Source organism: Sterolibacterium denitrificans (assembly GCF_900174485.1).
Lineage (GTDB): Bacteria > Pseudomonadota > Gammaproteobacteria > Burkholderiales > Rhodocyclaceae > Sterolibacterium > Sterolibacterium denitrificans.
On the sequence record NZ_LT837803.1, the window covers coordinates 855899 to 875141 of the forward strand.

Annotated in this window: 18 protein-coding genes and 1 tRNA gene; 12 read left to right on the top strand and 7 right to left on the bottom strand. The window is 62.0% G+C overall.

Features of this window, described 5'->3' with window-relative positions:
* Window positions 1-92 precede the first annotated feature (92 nt).
* The gene (locus SDENCHOL_RS03870; RefSeq protein WP_067170979.1) at window positions 93-1019 is read left to right on the top strand and encodes a LysR family transcriptional regulator; all 927 of its coding nucleotides are present in this window, start codon (window positions 93-95) and stop codon (window positions 1017-1019) included.
* Here the strand turns inward: SDENCHOL_RS03870 and SDENCHOL_RS03875 are convergent.
* The 4 genes from SDENCHOL_RS03875 to SDENCHOL_RS03890 are packed head-to-tail and all read right to left on the bottom strand — an operon-like array spanning window position 1007 to window position 6521.
* Entirely contained in the window at window positions 1007-1714 is a 708-nt protein-coding gene (locus tag SDENCHOL_RS03875; RefSeq protein WP_067170977.1) for a molecular chaperone TorD family protein, read from the bottom strand. The two genes, SDENCHOL_RS03870 and SDENCHOL_RS03875, sit on opposite strands and share 13 nt — an antisense overlap.
* A 16-nt stretch (window positions 1715-1730) precedes the next feature.
* A complete protein-coding gene (locus SDENCHOL_RS03880; RefSeq protein ID WP_067170975.1) occupies window positions 1731-4721 on the bottom strand; it encodes a molybdopterin-dependent oxidoreductase in 2991 nt (996 codons plus the stop codon).
* 20 nt (window positions 4722-4741) lie between these two features.
* The gene (locus SDENCHOL_RS03885) at window positions 4742-5818 is read right to left on the bottom strand and encodes a 4Fe-4S dicluster domain-containing protein (RefSeq protein WP_067170972.1); all 1077 of its coding nucleotides are present in this window, start codon (window positions 5816-5818) and stop codon (window positions 4742-4744) included.
* Between the two features lie 40 nt (window positions 5819-5858).
* Complete coding sequence (locus SDENCHOL_RS03890) at window positions 5859-6521, bottom strand: ethylbenzene dehydrogenase-related protein (RefSeq protein ID WP_067170970.1); 663 nt, start codon at window positions 6519-6521, stop codon at window positions 5859-5861.
* Window positions 6522-6660: 139 nt separating this feature from the next.
* On the opposite strand from SDENCHOL_RS03890, the gene SDENCHOL_RS03895 reads away from it, so the two are divergent.
* Complete coding sequence (locus SDENCHOL_RS03895) at window positions 6661-7452, top strand: TetR/AcrR family transcriptional regulator (RefSeq protein WP_083522895.1); 792 nt, start codon at window positions 6661-6663, stop codon at window positions 7450-7452.
* Between the two features lie 49 nt (window positions 7453-7501).
* Window positions 7502-9496 carry a UvrD-helicase domain-containing protein gene (locus SDENCHOL_RS03900; RefSeq protein WP_067171164.1) on the top strand — a complete coding sequence of 665 codons (1995 nt, stop codon included), beginning with the start codon at window positions 7502-7504 and terminating at the stop codon, window positions 9494-9496.
* Window positions 9497-9570: 74 nt separating this feature from the next.
* On the opposite strand, the gene SDENCHOL_RS03905 is transcribed toward SDENCHOL_RS03900, so the two are convergent.
* Entirely contained in the window at window positions 9571-10116 is a 546-nt protein-coding gene (locus SDENCHOL_RS03905; RefSeq protein ID WP_067170964.1) for a c-type cytochrome, read from the bottom strand.
* Between the two features lie 165 nt (window positions 10117-10281).
* Here SDENCHOL_RS03905 and SDENCHOL_RS03910 point away from each other — a divergent pair.
* From SDENCHOL_RS03910 to ychF, 5 genes are all read left to right on the top strand, one after another.
* A tRNA-Gln gene (locus SDENCHOL_RS03910) sits at window positions 10282-10358 on the top strand.
* A 131-nt stretch (window positions 10359-10489) separates the two neighbouring features.
* Window positions 10490-11440, top strand: coding sequence for a ribose-phosphate pyrophosphokinase (locus tag SDENCHOL_RS03915; protein WP_067170962.1), 951 nt, complete (start codon window positions 10490-10492; stop codon window positions 11438-11440).
* A 59-nt stretch (window positions 11441-11499) separates the two neighbouring features.
* Window positions 11500-12117: a 50S ribosomal protein L25/general stress protein Ctc gene (locus SDENCHOL_RS03920; protein WP_067170959.1), complete on the top strand. Its 618-nt coding sequence runs from the start codon at window positions 11500-11502 to the stop codon at window positions 12115-12117.
* Window positions 12118-12149: 32 nt separating this feature from the next.
* Window positions 12150-12752, top strand: coding sequence for an aminoacyl-tRNA hydrolase (gene pth / locus SDENCHOL_RS03925; protein ID WP_067170958.1), 603 nt, complete (start codon window positions 12150-12152; stop codon window positions 12750-12752).
* A gap of 33 nt (window positions 12753-12785) precedes the next feature.
* Window positions 12786-13880 carry a redox-regulated ATPase YchF gene (gene ychF / locus SDENCHOL_RS03930; RefSeq protein ID WP_067170955.1) on the top strand — a complete coding sequence of 365 codons (1095 nt, stop codon included), beginning with the start codon at window positions 12786-12788 and terminating at the stop codon, window positions 13878-13880.
* Between the two features lie 92 nt (window positions 13881-13972).
* Here ychF and SDENCHOL_RS03935 read toward each other — a convergent pair whose 3' ends face one another.
* Both SDENCHOL_RS03935 and SDENCHOL_RS03940 read right to left on the bottom strand, forming a co-directional pair.
* Window positions 13973-14587, bottom strand: a complete 615-nt coding sequence (locus SDENCHOL_RS03935; protein ID WP_067170953.1) for a porin family protein — start codon at window positions 14585-14587, stop codon at window positions 13973-13975.
* A complete protein-coding gene (locus SDENCHOL_RS03940) occupies window positions 14587-14979 on the bottom strand; it encodes a hypothetical protein (RefSeq protein WP_067170951.1) in 393 nt (130 codons plus the stop codon). Before SDENCHOL_RS03940 ends, SDENCHOL_RS03935 begins: the two co-directional genes overlap by 1 nt.
* A 371-nt stretch (window positions 14980-15350) precedes the next feature.
* On the opposite strand from SDENCHOL_RS03940, the gene SDENCHOL_RS03945 reads away from it, so the two are divergent.
* The 4 genes from SDENCHOL_RS03945 to SDENCHOL_RS03960 all read left to right on the top strand — a co-directional run bounded on the left by SDENCHOL_RS03945 (window position 15351) and on the right by SDENCHOL_RS03960 (window position 19242).
* Window positions 15351-16466: a DegT/DnrJ/EryC1/StrS family aminotransferase gene (locus SDENCHOL_RS03945; protein ID WP_067170948.1), complete on the top strand. Its 1116-nt coding sequence runs from the start codon at window positions 15351-15353 to the stop codon at window positions 16464-16466.
* Window positions 16467-16557: 91 nt separating this feature from the next.
* The gene (locus SDENCHOL_RS03950; protein WP_067170946.1) at window positions 16558-17556 is read left to right on the top strand and encodes a glycosyltransferase; all 999 of its coding nucleotides are present in this window, start codon (window positions 16558-16560) and stop codon (window positions 17554-17556) included.
* Window positions 17557-17628: 72 nt separating this feature from the next.
* Entirely contained in the window at window positions 17629-18306 is a 678-nt protein-coding gene (locus SDENCHOL_RS03955) for an acetyltransferase (RefSeq protein WP_154716104.1), read from the top strand.
* A gap of 18 nt (window positions 18307-18324) precedes the next feature.
* Complete coding sequence (locus SDENCHOL_RS03960; protein WP_083522894.1) at window positions 18325-19242, top strand: 3-keto-5-aminohexanoate cleavage protein; 918 nt, start codon at window positions 18325-18327, stop codon at window positions 19240-19242.
* The last annotated feature ends 1 nt before the right edge of the window (window position 19243 follow it).

The following is a 19243-nucleotide window of genomic DNA, read 5'->3' on the forward strand; positions in this document are numbered from 1 at the left end:
TCCATTCCTTATAGTGAATGGGGGTAATTCTAGGTAAGCGCCGTTTATCTGTAAAATTGATTTTATTGAGATCATTGTTCTATTTTGTTGATATGAAATTCAGCCTGCGTCAGATCGAGGTTTTCGTTGCCGTGGCTCGCTTGGGCAGCGTCTCGGCGGCGGCCGATGCCATTGCGCTGTCGCAGTCGGCGGTAAGCATGGCGCTGTCCGAATTCGAGCGTCAGTTCGATTGCCGGCTGTTCGAACGCATCGGCAAGAGCCTGCGGATCAATCCGCTGGGCGAGCAGCTTTTGCCCAAGGCGGTCGAACTGCTCGATCGCGCCGCCGAGGTCGAGGCCTTGCTCGAAGGCCGCACCGGACTGGGTTCGCTGCGCATCGGCGCGACGCTGACCATCGGCAACTATCTGGCGACCCTGATCATCGCCGATTTTCTCCAGCGCCATCCCGAGGCGCGGGTGCAGTTGACGGTGCACAACACCGCCACCATCGTCGAGCAGGTGGCGCAATACGAATTGGATCTGGGACTCATCGAGGGCGCCTGCCGGCATCCGAGTCTGGTGACCCAGCCCTGGGTCGAGGACGAGCTGGTGGTTTTCGCCGCGCCCGATCATCCGCTGGCCGGGCAGGGCGTGGTGACGCTGGAACGCCTCATGCAGGAGCGCTGGATCCTGCGCGAGCAGGGTTCGGGCACGCGCGAAGTTCTTGAGCAGGCCTTGCGGCGCCATCACCTCGAACCGTCGATCCGCCTCGAACTCGAACATACCGAGGCCATCAAGCGCGCCGTCGAGTCAGGTCTGGGAATCAGTTGCATTTCGCGCCTGGCGCTGAAGGAGGCTTTCCGGCGCGGCAGCCTGGTTGCCATGGAAACGCCGCAATTGGATCTGCGCCGGCGCTTCCAGTTTCTCTGGCATCGCGACAAATACCAGACCACCGTGCTGCGGGAATTTCTCGCCGCCTGTCAGGCGATGACGGCGGGTGCCGCGCGCAGCGATCTGATCGATCTGCCCTATATCGCCTGAACCGCGTGGATGGTCCGGGTAGACCTGGCCGCCGTTTCCCGGATCACGGTTGCGCCGGTTGCGATTTGCAGCAGCCGGGTTTCGCTGGCGAGGAACGCCGCCAGCAGGCGCGTGACCTCAAGGAAAAAAGCCAGGGCCGATTGCTCGACGAGGCGCGGATGCAGCTGCGGCGCCCAGCGGCCGAGCTGGCGCGCCAGGAAATCGCGCTGGGCGCGCCGGTAGGGGTCGGCATCGCCGCCGGTTTCCAGGGCATCGGCCTCGCGATGGCAGAGGAAATGCATGAATTCGAGTTCGCTGACCAGATGATCGGGCAGTTCGTTCAACTGCGTATTCGGGGCGAGGCCGAAGTGTTCAAAGAAGCGCAGCACTTCTTCCATCACCTGCATGCGCGTGCCGTGGTTGAGGCCGCCGTAGAGCGGGATCGGCCCGGTATCGAAGAGGCGGGTGTATTCGACGGCCAGATCCTCGTCGCTGCCGCCCGCATCGCTCAGTGCGGCGGTATCTGGTTCCGGCTGCAGCGGCGGCTCGCTGTCCAGCGCACTGCACAGCGCCGTCATGCACCGCGCCACCTCGCCGCCGCGGATCGCGGCGACCAAATCCTGATCCGGATAGGCAAACAGGAAGGCGAACAGTGTATATAGCGCACTGCGCGTCCTGGCCTGCTGTGCGTCGGCGATGCGGGGTTGTTCGTTCATTTCAGCGACCTTGGGGTTAGGGTTTGGGTTTGGCAGCGGCAGCGGATTGGCGTGCCGCTGCCGCTGTCCTGGCGCCGATCTTTTCGATTTCCACGCGGGTGTCGCGATCGGTGGGGCCCGGCGTGTTGGCTTCCGGCAGGGGTTGCAGGTGGCCGTAACCGCCGGCCAGCGAGAGCGGATTGAACGGATTCGGCGTCAGCGTGCCGTAGGATTTGTGGTTTTTGTACTGGTAGGGCTCCCAGGCATGGTAGATGATGACCTGGCCGGGACGCAGGCTGGGCACGACCTTCGCCAGCGTTTCGAATGCGCCGATGTCGTTGTAGACGCGCACCCGGTCGTTGTCCTGGATGCCGCGGCTGGCCGCATCCCGCGTGCCCATCCATACCGTCGGCTCGCCGCGCCCGCCCAGGCGCAGCAGGTTCGGATGGTCGCGCCAGGCGGCGTGGATGGACCAGCGCGTGTGGGCGCCGTTGAGGATCAACGGATAGTCGCCGCCGATCGGCGGGCTGTCCTTGTGCGTGGGCAGTTGCTCGCCCTGTTCCAGGTAATAGGGATGATCGATGTAGAACTGGATGCGCCTGGTGAGCGTGGGCCAGGGCTGTTTCTTTTCCGTGTGCCAGGTGTTTGCGGTGATCGTCTCGTTGGGCTTGATGTCGGTGGCATTGCCGATGTTGATGAAGTTCATGCCCAGCCCGGTGATGCGCTCGTAGCCCTTCTGCTTCAGCGTTTTCCAGTCGATGCCGTTGAGCATGGTGGTCTGCGACAGCACATGCTCCAGCAGCGCCTCGGGCTTGTCTTCCGGGAAGCGGCCATTGAAGGTGAATTCGTCATAGACGTTGTCCAGCCGCCGCTGCTTGCCGGTGCGATCATTGAAATGCCTGATGTCGCGCGCCTTGGCACGCTGCTGGATGGCTTTCATCAGCAGGCAGAGGATGGCGTATTCGGCTTTCGACTCACCCAGCGGCTCGATGGCGCGGCTGATGATGTGGATGTAGGGCGACAGCGGCGTGGCCCAGAGGATGTCGTCCTTCTCGTACCAGCCGGCGGCCGGCAGCACATAGTCGCTGTGCAGCGCCGTGTTGCTCATGCGCCAGTCGATGGTCACCAGCAGGTCGAGTTCCTTGACCAGGGTTTTTTCCAGCACGTCGTAGCCGCGCGCGCGGCGCAGGATGTTGCCGCCGAGCTCGAAGAAGATGCGCTGCTTGTTCTGCGGCGGGCGGATCTGCCAGCCTTTTTGATAGGACTCTTCCAGGAAGCTCGCCAGCTCGCGCTTCATGGTCTTGTCGTATTTTTTCGAACTGCCGTAGAGCGCCTGCAGGCCGACGTGGTAATAGAACAGGTTGCCGGCAATGAAGCTGCCCTCGCGGTATTTGTCGGCGACGATGTCGTAGATGATGGCCTCGTCGCTCTTGCCGGCGATCTTGCCCTTGATGAAGGCCGGCGCCGCCCCGGCGGCCACCACCAGCCCGCCGAGGGACGGCGGCAGATTGCCCGGGGCGATCACCGCGCTCTGCGCGCCGTCGATCGACACCGCCGGAAAGCCGGTGATGCCGCTGCCTTTCTTGCCGATGTGGCCGCACAGGGTCAGCACCAGGATCTGGCAGCGCTCCATCTCGATGCCGTGGTAATACTTGGAGAAGGTCGATTGCGTGAGGTAGATGGCCGCGCGGGCCTTGCCGATCATGCGCGCCAGGCGGCGCACGGTGGCTGGCGCCACGCCGGTCGTTGCGGCCGTCTGCTCGGGTTTCCAGCGGCTGTCGAGCTGCTGGCGCAGGCGGGAAAAGACGGTCTGCACGAAGACCTTGCGGCCATCCGGCAGCGTCACCTGATAGCGTCCTTCGAGTGCCGGCCGCAGCTTGCCCAGCGCCAGCGATTTCTGCGGCGCCTGGCGCAGGCTGCGGGTCTTTTCGTCCCAGACGTAGAAGACGTCCTCGCGGCCGTCCTTCTTGAGATCGCGCTGGCGCAGATACTGTTGATTGTCTTCGCGCACCAGCAGCGGCAGGTCGGTCTGCTCGCGGATGAAGTCGGGCTGGTGCAGTTTTTCCTCGATGATGACCTGGGCCAGCGACAGGCCCAGCGCGGCATCGCTGCCGGAATTCACCCCGATCCACAGGTCGGCATGGATCGATGAGGCGTTGTAATCCGGCGCGATGCTGACGACCTTGGCGCCGTTGTAGCGCGCCTCGTTGATGAAATGGGCGTTGGGAATCTGGGTGTATACCGGATTGGCGCCCCAGACCAGGATCAGGTCCGAGTAGAACAGGTCGTCCATGGAGCCGGAGAAGGAAATCTTGCCGACGGTGACCTGGGCGCCCTGGTGGTGGTCGCCGACTTCGGTATTCACGTCGATCATCGGCGTATCGAGGATGAAGCCGAGGCGATAGGGCGCGGTGGACGCGCCGCCGCCGGCATTCGCCGTGCCCGGATCCCAGGTGATGGCGCCGGGGCCGTCCGTGCGCATCACGTCGATCATCCGGTCGGCGATGTCGGCCAGCGCCTCGTCCCAGGAGACGCGCATCCACTTGCCCTCGCCGCGTGCGCCGACGCGCCTGAGCGGATGGGTCAGCCGCCCGGCATCGTACATGCGCTGGCTGTAGCAGGCGCCTTTCTGGCAGCCGCGCGGATTGTAGTCGGGGACGTTGGGATCGACCTGTTCATAGGTCGCCGCCTGTTCCTCGCGCCAGGCGATGCCGTTCTTCACATACACGTTCCAGCTGCAGTTGCGCTGGTACCAGCAGTTGACGAAGTGCGTGCTCTTGGCGACCGAATCCCAGTGCCATTTCTTGCGGTAGAGATCCTCGAAGCTGCGGTATTCCAGCTCGGCCGCCGCTTCAAGGGGACTGAGTTCGGCCGCCGCCTTGTTGCCGTTGCCGTCCTTGCCGGCAGCCTGGGCCATGGCGTTCATCGGCAGCAGTTCGAGATGGCATAGCGACAGCGCCAGCGCGCTGCCGCCGGCCTTGAGGAAGCTGCGCCTGTCCATGCCGATCATGCCGGGTTTCGATTCCATGCCTGGGTTTTTGCCTGGTTTCATTTGGCACGCTCCAGCGTCAGCGGGTCCTTGCCGAAGCCGGGGAAGATGTCCTCCGGCCAGCGATAGACGATCAGGGCATCGAGCAGTTCGGATTTCTCGCCGCGCGCCTTGCGATCCATTTCGCGCTGCAAGGTGGCGAGCACTTCATCCACGCGCGGGCCGAACAGGGAACGCAGGTATTCGATGGGAATGCGCGGCTCGTCGGTGAGGTTGCCTGCGGCGTCGACCTTGGGCGGCGACAGCGGCGGTACGTAATAGACGTTGGGCTGGGTGTGGTATTCGGCGTGCAGCGGCAGGGCGATCTTCCACTTCTCGACCAGTTGATGGATCGGGCCGTCCTGGTCATCCAGATAACCGAAGAAGCGCATGCGTCCCGGACACTGACGCACGCAGGCCGGTGCCACACCTTTTTCCACCCGCGGAAAACAGAAGATGCACTTCTGGCTGAGATCCTGCAGCGGATTGAAATAGATGCGCTTGTAGGGACAGGCTTCGACGCAGAAGCGATAGCCCTTGCAGCGCTTTTCGTTGATGAGCACGATGCCGTCCTTCTCGCGCTTGCTGATGGCGCCGCGCGGGCAGGCTTCGAGGCAGGCCGGATGGGTGCAGTGGTTGCACAGGCGCGGCAGATAGAAGTAATAGGAGTTCGGATACTCGCCGCCGCCGTGATCCTCGTCCCAGTTGGCGCCCCAGGCCGGCGGCTTGCCGGAAGGCGTTTTGGGATGGAAATGCACCGTCTGCGCTTTGCCTTCCTTGAAGACTTCGTCGTGATTGAAGTCCATGTGCTCGCCGTAATCGGTCTTGCGCGGAATCCGCCCGGCGCGCGCGGCGTTCTGGGCATCGAAGCCGCCGCCCATCTGCTCCCAGCCCTTGGGCGAACCTTCGCCGGGCAGGGTGTTTACCAGCGTCCACCACATGTCCTGCTGGCCTTCCTCGCGCGTCCATTGCGTCTTGCAGGCAATCGCGCAGGTGTGGCAGCCCAGGCATTTGTTGAGATCGAAGACCATGGCCAACTGGCGTTTGGGCCTGTGCAGCTTGCCGTCGATCAGGCGGCCGGTGAGATTCTTTGCCATGTGTGCTTCCTCGGATTGAGGGGTGAGGCTGACGTTGATGCTACGCCAGCGCGACGTCCAGCCATTCCGGAGAAAAGGCTTTCAACCCGGCGCGTTCGCCGGCGCTGCCGTCCCAGACGGCGAAGGCGATCCTGTTGCGGCCGCCGGCTTCCAGACGCGTCACGCTGCTGGCCTGCTTGTCATCCGCGATGCCCAGCCGGCGCAGGAAGATCAGATGCCAGCGCCCCCGGCTGTGTTGGGCGCGGGTGAGGATTTCCACGCCGGGGCTGACGCGCGTGCTGCCCAGGCCGCTGGCGACATTGCTGTGCGCCGTCTGCGGCCGGTCGGCGCGCCAGTGCCAGGCATTCACCGGCTGCTCCGGCGAACCCATGGTTACCAGCGGGGCGTCCTCTCCGATGGGAAACATCACCGCCGCGCCATCGGCAAAACTGTCGTTGTCGGTAAGGGTGGCGGTAGGCCGCGGCGCGGCCCAGGACAGGCGCAGGGCGATGGCCTCGCCATTGTGCAGGGCGCTGAAATCGACCGCCTCGATGCGTCCGACGGACTTGTCGCGCCAGACATCGGTGATGTAGGCCGAAGGCTGCAGGGCGACCGGCGTGCCGATCAGGCGGATGCGCCGGCTGGGCGCGTGCTGCCAGATCCGGGCGTCGATCTGCCCAAGCTCGCTGGCGGCAGCGGTGATCCTGGGAATTTGCATATCCATGCCTCGACTAGGGTTTCCGGCACAGAATATACAGCGTACGCGACGCTGTCAAGAATGGATTTGCGCGCGGAATTCCCCGCTTCTTGCCGTCTTGTTTTGCTGTTTGGGGCGCGGCAAATTGGGATAGGATAGCCACGCCATGACCAAGCGCAGCCCGAGACCGAGCAGATCGAGATCGCCAAAAACCGCACTCACCCGCGGCGTGCTGACGCAGGAGCGCATTCTGCAGTCGGCGCTGGAACTCATCGACGAGGAAGGCATCGGCGGCCTGAGTCTGCGCAAGATCGCCACGCGGCTGGGTGCCTCGACGATGTCGCTGTACCGCCACTTCCGCAGCAAGGCCGACATCGAGGTGGCGCTGGTCGATCACGTGGTGGGCTACTACGACGTCACCAACCATGACGAGGCCGACTGGCTGGAGTGGCTGCAACGCACCTTCTCCCGCATGCGCGAGGGACTGTGCGCCCACCCCGGCCTGATGGGCCTGCTCGACAATGCCGCATTCACCACCTCCTATCGCGGCCGCAATGCCTTGCAGGTGATGGATACCATTCTGTGCCGCTTGCGCGCCGCCGGTTTTGCGCCGCAACACGCGGCAGCGCTGTATCACATGCTGATGGCCTATACCATCGGCTCGGTGGTACTGATGAACCAGGAAATGCGGCGGGTTGTTGTCAGTGGCGGTGGCAGCGGCGGCGAGGATGAGCGGCCGGCGGAATACAGCCAGTTGCTCGAGCTCGGCTTGCAGATGGTGGGTGTCCAGCAGTTCAAGGGCGTGGCCGAAATGGCGCCGCAACTGGCCACGCTCTGGGAGCCCGAGGCTTTCCGCGCGGCGGTGCTGCATATCACCCGCTCCTTTCTGGCGACTGCGATGAGTGACGGAAACGACGGCAGCGACGGCAACGACGAAAAAGCGCCGCATCGCGGATAAACTGGCGAGCTTTCCCGCATTTTCCGTCCTCGCCGTTTTCGCGTTTTCGATGTCCGCCAAACTCAATCCCCCGCAGCGCGAAGCCATCCGCCATCTCGACGGCCCCCTGCTGGTGCTGGCGGGCGCGGGTTCCGGCAAGACACGGGTGATCACTCACAAGATTGCCTATCTGATCGAAGAGTGCGAAGTGCAGCCGGCGCACATTGCCGCGATCACTTTCACCAACAAGGCGGCGCGTGAAATGCAGGAGCGCATCGCCAGGCTGATGCCGGGCCGCTCGTTGCAGGGCTTGACGATCAGCACCTTCCATTCGCTCGGCGCGCGGATGCTGCGTCAGGAAGCGAAGCTGTGCGAGCTGAAGCCGGGCTTTTCCATCCTCGACGCTGGCGATTGCCTGGGCATCCTCGGCGAGTTGATGCGCAATGCCGACAAGGCGCAGGTTCGCGCCGCGCAAGGGCGCATCTCGAGGTGGAAAAACGATCTCGTCGATCCGGAACAGGCGCTGGAGAACGCCGGCGAAGCCATCGAGGCGGCGACGGCGCGGCTGTATGCGGAATACGAACGCACGCTGCGCGCCTATCAGGCGGTGGATTTCGACGATCTGATCGGCCTGCCGGTGCGCCTGCTCGACAAGGCGCCGGAGGTGCTGGCGCGTTGGCAGGGACGCCTGCGCCATCTGCTGGTCGATGAATACCAGGACACCAACAAGTGCCAGTACCGCATGCTCAAGCTGCTGGCCGGTCCGCGCGCCGCATTCACCGCGGTGGGCGATGACGACCAGTCGATCTACGCCTGGCGCGGCGCGGACGTGGAAAACCTGCATCTGCTGCAAAAGGATTTCCCGCAGCTCAAGGTCATCAAGCTCGAGCAGAACTACCGTTCGACGGTGCGCATACTCCAGGCCGCCAACAGCCTGATCGCCCACAATCCGAAACTCTTTGAAAAGAAGCTCTGGTCGGAACACGGCCATGGCGATGCCATCCAGGTGCATGCCTGCCGCGACGGCGAGCACGAGGCCGAGCTGGTGGTCATGAAGCTGCAGGCGCACAAGTTCCAGCAGCGCACCCGCTTTGCCGACTACGCCATCCTCTATCGCGGCAACCATCAGGCGCGCGCCTTCGAGCAACAGTTGCGCGACAACCGGATTCCCTACGTCATGTCGGGCGGCCAGTCCTTTTTCGATCGCGCCGAGATCAAGGACATCACCTGCTACCTGCGCCTGATCGCCAACAACGACGACGATCCGGCCTTCATCCGCGCCGTCACCACGCCCAAACGCGGCATCGGCGCTGCCACCATCGAGGCGCTCGGCCGCTATGCCGGGCAGCGGCGCATCAGCCTGTTCGCGGCGGCCTTCGAGGTCGGTGCGGAAAGCCATGTGAATGTCAGGCAGCTTGCCGCGGCGCGTGAATTCGGCGTCTTCATCAATCGCATGGCGTCGCGCGCCGCGCGCGAGCCGGCGGGCGAACTGCTGGAGGAATTGCTCAAGTCGCTCGGCTATGAGAACTGGCTGTTCGAATCCTGCGAACCGCGCGAGGCGGAGAGCAAGTGGGCCAACGTGCGCGACTTCGTCGGCTGGCTCGGCCGCAAGGGCGAGGAGGAGAACAAGAACCTGCTCGAACTGACCCAGTCGGTGGCGCTGATCTCGATGCTCGACAAGAACGACGCGGACGCCGACGCGGTACAGCTCGCCACGCTGCACGCCGCCAAGGGCCTGGAGTTCAAGCACGTCTTCCTGGTCGGTATCGAGGAAGGGCTGCTGCCGCATCGCGATGCCGAAGCCGAAGGACGCATCGCCGAGGAGCGGCGCCTGATGTACGTCGGCATCACCCGCGCCGAGCGCAGCCTGCACCTGAGCTGGTGCCAGCGCCGCAAGCAGGGCAAGGAGTGGCGCAGTTGCGAGCCGTCACGCTTCATCGGCGAGATGGGCGGCGATCTGAAATTCCTCGGCGGCAGCAAGGAGGACACGCCGCAGGACAAGGCCGCGGGCCGCGCCCGGCTGGCGCAGTTCAAGGCGCTGCTGAGCGGCGATCAATCAATATGAATGGCACAAAAAAGAAACGCTGAATTTCTTCAGCGTTTCCGTGGGCGAACGGTGAGTCGGCGTGGAAATACGCGTTATTGCGCCGGTTCCGTCAAGTTGCCGCCGGACTTGTTGGCCATGTAGACAATGGCCCGCGCCAGTTCCAGATCGGTGGCGCTGGAACCGCCCCGGGGCGGCATGGCGTTCAGGCCGCTGATGGCCGACTTCAGCAGGCCATCGAGCCCCTTCGCCAAACGGGGTTGCCAGGCGGCCTTGTCGCCAACCATCGGCGCGCCGGCAGCACCCGTCGCATGGCAGGCGCTGCAGGTGGAGTTGTAGACTTTATCGCCGGGACGCGCGGGCTTGTCCGTGCCGGCAGCCGCAGCGATTGCCTCGTCGGCACCGGCTGCCGCGGTCGCACCAGCCGCTTCCGTTCCTGTCGCGTCGTCGGCAAAAACAACCCGGCCAACCGGCTGGATGCGCGAGGCGATGCCTTCATCGTCATTGGCTTGCGGCTTGTTGCCCATGGCCTGCGCGGCGCCGGCGGCGCAGATCAGGCTCAGGACGCCGGCCAGCGCCAGCGGACGAAGTGAACGGGAAGGCAGGGCGTCACGGAGAGCGGAAATGGCGCGAATGGACATGGGGTTTTCCTCAAACGCAGAATCTGGAAACGGCGAATTCTAACAATATCTTGCCGTCGGGCGCCAAAAATGCGCCAGTGTAATTGACATACCGCGGGAAAGACGGCAGAATGCCCGGCTTTCATCGACGGTCGATGTATTGATGTCCGTAGCCGCCGATCGAGTTGGGGAGTCGCCAAGCTGGTTAAGGCACCGGATTTTGATTCCGGCATGCGAAGGTTCGAATCCTTCCTCCCCAGCCAGCCGTTTTGTGGTTTTGTGTCGTTCTGTGGCTTGTATTTTTGGCCGCCTTGCACACACATTGCGACACTACGCGCTGTAGCCCGCATCCCTCTCATCGCTCCAGTCACACCACACATTCAACGAGCTTCACATGGCCTACGATAGCCTGATGGTGTTCACCGGCAACGCCAATCCCAAGCTGGCAGCCGATGTCGTCAAGCCGCTCAGCATCTCGCTCGGTCGCGCCACCATCGGCCGCTTCTCCGACGGCGAGGTGAATGTCGAAATCCTCGAAAACGTGCGTGGCCGCGACGTATTCGTGCTGCAATCGACCTGCCAGCCGACCAATGACAACCTGATGGAATTGCTCATCATGGTGGATGCGCTGAAGCGCTCGTCGGCCGGCCGCATCACCGCGGTGATTCCCTATTTCGGCTACGCCCGGCAGGACCGCCGCCCGCGCTCGGCGCGCGTGGCGATCACTGCCAAGGTGGTTGCCAACATGCTGCAGGCCGTCGGCGTGCAGCGTCTGCTGACGGTCGACCTGCATGCCGACCAGATCCAGGGCTTCTTCGACATCCCGGTCGACAACATCTACGCCGGCCCGATCCTGCTCGGCGACATCTGGAAGCAGCGCCACGAGGAGCTCCTCGTCGTCTCGCCGGACATCGGCGGCGTGGTGCGCGCCCGCGCGCTGGCCAAGCATCTCGAATCCGATCTGGCGATCATCGACAAGCGCCGTCCGAAAGCCAACGTCTCGGAAGTCATGAACATCATCGGCGAAGTCAAGGGCCGCACCTGCGTCATCATGGATGACATGGTCGACACCGCCGGCACCCTGTGCAAGGCCGCCCAGGCCCTGAAGGAGCGCGGCGCGCTGAAAGTCATCGCCTACTGTACCCACCCGGTGCTTTCCGGCAGCGCCATCGAGCGCATCGCCGCGTCCGAGCTCGACGAACTGGTCGTCACCGATACCATCCCCTTGCGCGAGGACGCGCGCGCCTGCTCACGCATCCGCCAGGTTTCCATCGGCGGCCTGCTGGCCGAAACCATGCTGCGCATCAGCAACGAGGATTCAGTGTCATCGCTTTTCATGGAGTGAGGCGACTCGCTCACAACCCCCACTGCCTGGTCGCGGGCAGTTTTACTTAGGAGCTGCAAATGCTGTTGGAATTCAATGCGCAAGCGCGCACACTGCAGGGCACCGGAGCGAGCCGCCGCCTGCGCAAGTCCGGCCGTGTACCGGGCGTTGTGTATGGTGGTGACAAGGCCGCACAGGCGATCGACATCGATCACAACGAAATCTGGCACAAGCTGCGCCAGGAAGTCTTTCACGCTTCCATCCTCACCCTGAAGCTCGATGGCGCTGCCGAAAGCGTGCTGCTGCGCGACGTGCAGATGCACCCGTTCAAGCGCCAGATCCTGCATCTGGACTTCCAGCGCGTCGATGCCAAGCAGGCCATCCACCTGAAAGTGCCGCTGCACTTCATCAACAGCGAAATCGCGCCGGGCGTCAAGCTGCAGGGCGGCATCGTCTCGCACGTCATCAATGAAGTCGAAGTCAAGTGCCTGCCAGCCGATCTGCCCGACTTCATCGAAGTCGATGTCAAGGATCTGTCTGCCGGCCACTCCATCCATCTTTCCGCCCTGGTGATGCCCAAGGGCGTCGAAGTCGTCGCGCACAAGGGCGAGGATCCGGTGGTCGTGACCATCGTCATTCCGCGTGGTGCCGCCAGCGATGAGGCTGCGGCTGCCGAAGCGCCGGCCGAGAAGAAATAAGCAGCGCGGCGGTTCGAGGGCTTACGATCGGCATGCAAAGACCGCCGCGTCTGATCGTCGGCCTGGGCAACCCCGGCGCCGAATACGCCAAAACCCGGCACAACGCCGGGTTTTGGTTTTGTGAGCGGCTTGCCGCTGACCTCGGCATCCCGCTGGCGAAGGAAACGCGCTTCCACGGCATCGTCGGCAGCGCCCGCGCCGGCGGCAACACGCCGCACGGCCTCTGGCTGCTGCTGCCGCAGACCTTCATGAATCGCTCCGGCCAGGCGGTGCGCGCGCTGGCGCAGTTCTATCGCATCGAAGTCGATGAAATGCTGGTGGTGCACGATGAACTCGATCTGCCGCCGGGCCAACTGCGCCTCAAGTTCGGCGGCGGCCTGGGCGGCCACAACGGCCTCAAGGACATCACCGCCCACCTGGGCACGCAGGACTACTGGCGGCTGCGTGTGGGCATCGGTCATCCGGGCGATCGCAACCAGGTGGTCAATTTCGTCCTCAAGCCGCCACAGAAAGCCGAGCAGGAAGCCATCGACACGGCGCTCGACCGGGCGCTGCTGGCTTGGCCGCTGCTGGCTGGCGGCGACTGGCGGAACGCCATGCAGAAACTCAACGTCAAGCCCGATGCCAGCGCCTGACGCCTCACGCTTCACGTTTCACCGGAGAACACCATGAGCCTCAAATGCGGCATCGTCGGCCTACCCAACGTCGGCAAGTCCACCCTCTTCAACGCCCTCACCAAGGCCGGCATCGAAGCCGCCAACTATCCCTTCTGCACCATTGAGCCGAACATCGGCATCGTCGAAGTGCCCGATCCGCGCCTGGCGCAACTGGCTGAAATCGTCAAGCCGCAGAAGGTGCAGCATGCCATCGTCGAATTCGTGGACATCGCCGGCCTGGTTGCCGGCGCCAGCAAGGGCGAAGGCCTGGGCAACCAGTTCCTCGCCAACATCCGCGAAACCGATGCCATCGTCCATGTCGTGCGCTGCTTTCATGATGACAACGTGGTGCATGTCTCCGGCTCGGTCGACCCGATCCGCGACATCGAAGTCATCGACACCGAACTCGCCCTGGCCGACATGAGCACCGTCGAAAAGGCGCTCGCCCGCTACTCCAAGCAGGCCAGGGCCGGCGGCGACAAGGAAGCCAGGCTGCTGGTCGATGTATTGGAAAAATGCCAGGCCCAGCTCGACCAGGCCAAGCCGGTGCGCGCGCTCGACCTTTCCAGGGAAGAGTGGGCCAATCTCAAACCCTTCTGCCTGATCACCGCCAAGCCGGTACTCTACGCCGCCAACGTCGCCGAAGACGGCTTCGAGAACAATCCCCACCTCGACGCCGTGCGTGATCATGCCGCCAGGGAAGGCGCCGAAGTCGTCGCCCTGTGCGCCGCCATCGAAGCCGAAATCGCCGACCTCGACGACGCCGACAAGCAAGACTTCCTCGAATCCATGGGCCTGGCCGAACCCGGCCTCGACCGCCTGATCCGCGCCGGCTACAAGCTGCTGGGACTACAGACCTACTTCACCGCCGGCGTCAAGGAAGTCCGCGCCTGGACCATCCACGCCGGCGACACCGCGCCGCAGGCGGCCGGCGTCATCCACACCGACTTCGAACGCGGCTTCATCCGCGCCCAGACCATCGCCTTCGACGACTTCATCCGCTACAAGGGCGAAGCCGGCGCCAAGGAAGCCGGCAAGATGCGCGCCGAAGGCAAGGAATACGTGGTCAAGGATGGGGATGTGCTCAATTTCTTGTTCAACGTCTGATCAATCATTTCATGAGAGTGCCCTCGACCTCGATCCTGCCAGGATCGAGGCCGCCATCACGCCGGGCACGTATTGCGACAAGCCAGGCGTCATCAGAAGCGATATTCCAGGCCTACCGACAACAAGTTGGTCTTGATTCCGACGCCATTCGCTTTCGCCTTGTCAAAGGCTTCGTACTCGGCGCGCATGCTCAAATTCTGGTCGATCGCGTATTCCGCGCCCACGCCGTAGGTCGCTACCGTTTTCGAGTGATTCTGGCTGATCGTCCCGCTGTATCCCAACTGCGACCAGTTTTCCCGGTACTTGGCCTGCAGGTTCGCTACGCCCAGCTTGCCCAGCAGTGAGAACCCCGAACCCACGGGCAGTCGACCCACCGCCGCCAGGGAGAAAGCCCGCGCTGCAATCGTCCCCACGCCGCTTTCGTTCGCGTTGTAGCGCCAGTTGAAATTCTCCTTGCCCAGGTCGAGATAGCTTCCTTCCAGGCCGACATGCGGCGTGAAGCGATAGCCCCCGAAAATCTTGTAGCCCGTGTCGCGTGCATCCCGGTTGATCACATAACCGTTGCCCGCCGCATCGTCCTTCACACGGCTGACGCCGACTCCGCCGCCGCCATACCAGCCCGTTCCAGCGTCTGCCGCAAGACTCGAAACGGCGTATAGCGACAAGGACAACACAGCGGCCAGACGCAGGAAATTGGATTGCTTCATTACGACTCCTTTACAAATGAATACGGATTGCTCCGCAGTTGGAAAATCTTTTTCAGGAACATGCTTCGCCTGCTTTCTCCGGATTCTTCGTCTGCCCTATCCGACACCCGCATTGCCATCTTGTCGGGGACGAGTTCGGAGTTGCAGCGGGTTTGCTCGAAAGCCGACTCGGGCAGACGTTCCATGCGCTGAGTCGCTTCGGGTTGTGGCAAGCGCACATCCGGCACGCGCTCCTGCCATTTGCGCAGGGCGGGCGGTACTTGCGCTTCTTGTGTGGCGGCTGCGTCCAGCCAGATTTGCCGGCGGCCAGAGAGAAAGAGAGGACGCGAAACGGCGGTTTGTGTGATTACGCCATCCTGTAGATGGACAGGTTCCTGAGGCACGTCCTGCATACGTCATTCTTCTTGAATACAATTTCATGAAGGACGAATTATGCCGTGGTAGTTACATTGATGACAATGCATTACATTGATGACATTTTTGTGGTATGCCGTTGTGTATGACGCGCGCCAGTTGGTCCGGTCGCAAACCTCCGTTCGGCAGTTCACTGCGGGGCGCTTCCGCCGAAGCGCACATAGAGCGTTGGCGCGGTTTGTAGTCGTCAACATCCAGCCGACCAATCATTTCAGGGAGGCACACGTCTGCCTTGATCTCCCGGCAAGCCATGAGAACCCCGGAATTTCCGGGGTTTTTTCGTTTCTTTGGTTTGCGGCCTTGCTGTAAAAAGCTGAATATGCCTGCCGGGACCGGGCAAGGACAAAGCATGAGCGATCAACCCATCTGCGTCACCCAGCCCTACCTGCCTCCGCTGGAAGAATTCACGCCCTATCTGGAAAAAATCTGGGCCAATAAAATTCTCACCAACGGCGGTCCCTTTCATCAGCAGTTCGAACAAGCCCTGTGCAACCATCTGGGTGTGCCGCACGTCGCGCTGCTCTCCAACGGCACCCTGTCCCTCATCACCGCGCTGCAGGCTCTGCGCGTGACGGGTGAAGTCATCACCACGCCGTATTCCTTCGTCGCTACCGCCCACGCGTTGCTGTGGCATGGCTGCGAACCCGTATTCGTGGATGTGGAGCCGCGCACCCTCAACCTCGACCCCGCCAGGATCGAGGCTGCCATTACTCCGCGCACCACCGCCATCATGCCGGTGCACTGCTACGGCAACCCCTGCGACACCGCGGCTATCCGGAAGATTGCCGACGATTACAAGCTGCGCGTCATCTACGATGCCGCTCATGCCTTTGCCGTGCAGGATGAAGGTGGCAGCGTGCTGCGTCATGGCGATTTGTCGGTGCTGAGTTTTCACGCCACCAAGGTCTTCAACACTTTCGAGGGCGGCGCCATCATTTGCCCCGACGCCGAGACCAAGCAGCGCATCGACCACCTGAAGAACTTCGGTTTCGTCGATGAAACCACCGTCGTCGTTCCCGGCATCAATGCCAAGATGAGCGAAATCAACGCCGCCTTTGGCTTGCTGCAACTGCAGCACATGCCCGGGGTCATGCGGCGCCGCGCCGAGATCGATGCCCGCTACCGCCAGCAGTTGCAAGGCATCGAAGGCATCCACTGCCTGCCGCAGGCCGGGCAGCGCAGCGCCAACCACGCTTACTTCCCGGTGCTGGTGCAGCCCGGCTACCCTTTGGGCCGCGATGCGCTCTACCAAAAGCTCAAAGACCGGGGCATCCACGCAAGGCGCTACTTTTATCCGCTGATTCCCGACTTTCCCATGTACCGGCACCTGCCCTCGGCCGACCGCGCCAATCTGCCGGTGGCGACCCATGCGGCGGCACAGGTGCTGTGCCTGCCGATTTATCCGGCGCTGACCGACGAGCAACAGGAACGCATCGTGGGCGTGATCGTGGAGGCGGCGGCATGAGCGGCGGCGCCATCTTGAAACTGCTCACCTGGGCCTGTCACTGCATGCTGGTGACGATGCGACGGCAGGTCCATTGAGAAGGGTTTGATTCATGAATTCCCCAGCGCAGGTCCTGCAGAACTTTCGCGCATTGCCTCTTCCAATCGAAGAGGAAATCGTCTCGGGTTGGAAAGATTCGGAAGGCAGGCCCGTGGTCAGCATAGCCTGCGTTGCGTACAACCATGAAAACTACATAAGGGATGCCTTGAAGGGATTCCTGATACAGAAGACGGATTTTCCCTTTGAGATCGTCATTCACGATGATGCTTCTACGGACGGAACTGCGGAAATCATCAGGGAATACGAAGCAAGGTACCCGAGAATCATTAAATCGATTTGCCAGAAAGAAAATCGGTTTTCCCAAGGAAGGAAGCCCATCCATTTGATGGAAAGGCACTTTGCGGGTGAGTTCGTGGCATTCTGCGATGGCGATGACTTCTGGTGCGACCGGAATAAATTGTCCATTCAAGCCGGGTTTCTGAGAAGCAACCCTGATGTTTTCATCAGCAGCCACGACGCGTTCGTCATCGATGAAAAAGGCAATATCATCGAAAACTCGCAGTTGCCCGATTTTCAGAAAAGGGATTTCTCCGGCGAAGATCTGGCGCTTGGCAAAGTCTGGCTGTTGACCCTGAACTGGATGTACAGGAATGTTCCAATTGACTTTGCGCCGGAGCAGGAAAAGGTGCTGAATGGCGATACTTTCCGTACCAGCATGTTTGGCGCTTTTGGCGGCAGCCATCACCATGCCGATATAGAAAACTCGGCATACCGTATTCATGCGGGCGGTGTTTGGTCCATGTTGAGCGAAGCAAACAAGATGGACGCGCAGTTGAATACGTGGTTCTGGATGTACAGGTATTACAAGCGTATTGGAAAGCCGGCGTATGCCGATGCCTATTACAGGAAAGTTGTCAGGGCGATACTCGAGCGTGCAGATTGGTTTACCCTGTCGAAAGAATATCTCTTCAAGCTTTTCCAGGTGAAGAAAATCAAAGCCATGGTGCCGGACAATATCAAGACATTCATAAAACTGAAATTGATGAAATAAACGAGATCGATTTTTCTGCTGCGAGTGAAGCGTTAGCCTCGCCACATCCAGCTTTTCAAGAGGAAACCAGCCTTGGCAATTCATTCAGACAAGCCGCTGATATTGTTTGGTAGTTCCATGTTTTCCAGTCTGGCCTGGTACTGCCTGTCGCATGACAGCCCGTACCAGGTTGCCGCATTCACGGTTGACAGAAATTACATGGGGAACGGGGGAACCCACGAGGGATTGCCTGTCGTTCCTTTCGAGGAGCTGGCGCAAAGATACCCGCCTGATTCCTTCGGGGTTTTGCTGCCGCTTGGTTACCATGCCATCAACGGGCTGCGCCGCGATCGCTTTTTGCAGACGCTCGATATGGGTTATGAGGTGGCATCGTATCTGTCGAGCCGGGCCAGCGTCTGGCCGGACCTCGTCATCGGCAGGAACTGCCTGGTCTATGAAGGCGCCGTGATTCAGCCATTTGCCGTCATCGGCGACAATGTGCTGATACGGAGCAATGCGCATGTTTCACACCACTGCAGAATCGAAGACCATGCTTTCATCGCGGCGGGCGCCGTGCTGGGTGGCGGCGTGACCGTCGGCAAACAGGCTTTTGTCGGCTTGGGCGCGGTCATCAGGGATGGTCTGGTCATCGCCGAAAGAAGCTTCATCGGCGCCGGTGCCGTGGTCGTCGCGGATACCGAACCGGATGCCGTTTATGTCGGCAATCCCGCGCGTAAGATCGGGCGCAACTCGCTCGAAGTAACGAAATGACGAAGTAACCATTGACTCATGAATGAAGTAATCCTCAACTTTGCCCCGACCGGCATGCTGCCGGGCAAGTCCGAAACCCCGCATGTGCCGCTGTCGGTCAGCGAGATCGTCGAGGATGTCCTGCGGGCGAATGAGATCGGCATCACCATGGCGCATCTGCATGCGCGCGACGAGATCAGCGGCGTGCCGACTTCCCGGGCGGAGGTGTTCGCCAGCATCATCGAAGGCATACGCGCCTACGCGCCGGAACTCATTCTTTGCGTAACCTGCAGCGGCCGCCATGCCAATACCTTCGAGCAGCGCAGCGCCGTGCTCAGGCTCGATGGATCGGCAAAGCCGGACATGGGCAGTCTGACGTTGAGTTCGCTCAACTTCAGCCACCAGGCCAGCATCAACGCGCCCGACATGATTCAGGCGCTTGCGCAGTTGATGCTGGCGCGCGGGATCCTGCCGGAGCTCGAGGCATTCGATCCCGGCATGATCAACTATGCCCGCTATCTGGAAAAGAAGGGCTTGCTCAAGCCGCCGCACTACTTCAATCTGATCGCCGGAAATATCGCCAGCGCCCAGGCCGATCTGCTGCATATCGGCGTCATGCTTCGCGAGCTGCCGCCCGATGCCTTCTGGAGCCTGGGCGGCATCGGCAATGCCCAACTCGACATGAACCTGCTCGGTATTGCCGCCGGGGGCGGCATTCGCGTCGGTCTGGAAGACAATATCTGGTTCGATCCCGAACGGACGCGCCTGGCAAGCAACGCGGATTGTCTGAAGCGCATGCACGACATCATTCGCGCCCTGGGCAAGCAAGTGATGCCCGCCGCAACCCTGCGCAGGCAGCTTGGTTTGCTGCCCGGCAACGGGCAGTACGGCCGATTGGCGGAAGGCGCCACGGACTTTCCGCCGCCTGACTGCAACTCAACCACTAGCCGCGACTAAC

Bases quoted from the DNA above. Each gene is read 5' to 3' on its own strand.
- ychF (WP_067170955.1), top strand. From the start codon at position 12,786: ATGAGCCTCAAATGCGGCATCGTCGGCCTACCCAACGTCGGCAAGTCC.
- SDENCHOL_RS03880 (WP_067170975.1), bottom strand. From the start codon at position 4,721: ATGGAATCGAAACCCGGCATGATCGGCATGGACAGGCGCAGCTTCCTC.
- SDENCHOL_RS03915 (WP_067170962.1), top strand. From the start codon at position 10,490: ATGGCCTACGATAGCCTGATGGTGTTCACCGGCAACGCCAATCCCAAG.
- SDENCHOL_RS03895 (WP_083522895.1), top strand. From the start codon at position 6,661: ATGACCAAGCGCAGCCCGAGACCGAGCAGATCGAGATCGCCAAAAACC.
- SDENCHOL_RS03875 (WP_067170977.1), bottom strand. From the start codon at position 1,714: ATGAACGAACAACCCCGCATCGCCGACGCACAGCAGGCCAGGACGCGC.
- SDENCHOL_RS03935 (WP_067170953.1), bottom strand. From the start codon at position 14,587: ATGAAGCAATCCAATTTCCTGCGTCTGGCCGCTGTGTTGTCCTTGTCG.
- SDENCHOL_RS03940 (WP_067170951.1), bottom strand. From the start codon at position 14,979: ATGCAGGACGTGCCTCAGGAACCTGTCCATCTACAGGATGGCGTAATC.
- SDENCHOL_RS03885 (WP_067170972.1), bottom strand. From the start codon at position 5,818: ATGGCAAAGAATCTCACCGGCCGCCTGATCGACGGCAAGCTGCACAGG.
- SDENCHOL_RS03900 (WP_067171164.1), top strand. From the start codon at position 7,502: ATGTCCGCCAAACTCAATCCCCCGCAGCGCGAAGCCATCCGCCATCTC.
- SDENCHOL_RS03890 (WP_067170970.1), bottom strand. From the start codon at position 6,521: ATGGATATGCAAATTCCCAGGATCACCGCTGCCGCCAGCGAGCTTGGG.
- SDENCHOL_RS03950 (WP_067170946.1), top strand. From the start codon at position 16,558: ATGAATTCCCCAGCGCAGGTCCTGCAGAACTTTCGCGCATTGCCTCTT.
- SDENCHOL_RS03920 (WP_067170959.1), top strand. From the start codon at position 11,500: ATGCTGTTGGAATTCAATGCGCAAGCGCGCACACTGCAGGGCACCGGA.
- SDENCHOL_RS03960 (WP_083522894.1), top strand. From the start codon at position 18,325: ATGAATGAAGTAATCCTCAACTTTGCCCCGACCGGCATGCTGCCGGGC.
- SDENCHOL_RS03870 (WP_067170979.1), top strand. From the start codon at position 93: ATGAAATTCAGCCTGCGTCAGATCGAGGTTTTCGTTGCCGTGGCTCGC.
- SDENCHOL_RS03945 (WP_067170948.1), top strand. From the start codon at position 15,351: ATGAGCGATCAACCCATCTGCGTCACCCAGCCCTACCTGCCTCCGCTG.
- SDENCHOL_RS03905 (WP_067170964.1), bottom strand. From the start codon at position 10,116: ATGTCCATTCGCGCCATTTCCGCTCTCCGTGACGCCCTGCCTTCCCGT.
- pth (WP_067170958.1), top strand. From the start codon at position 12,150: ATGCAAAGACCGCCGCGTCTGATCGTCGGCCTGGGCAACCCCGGCGCC.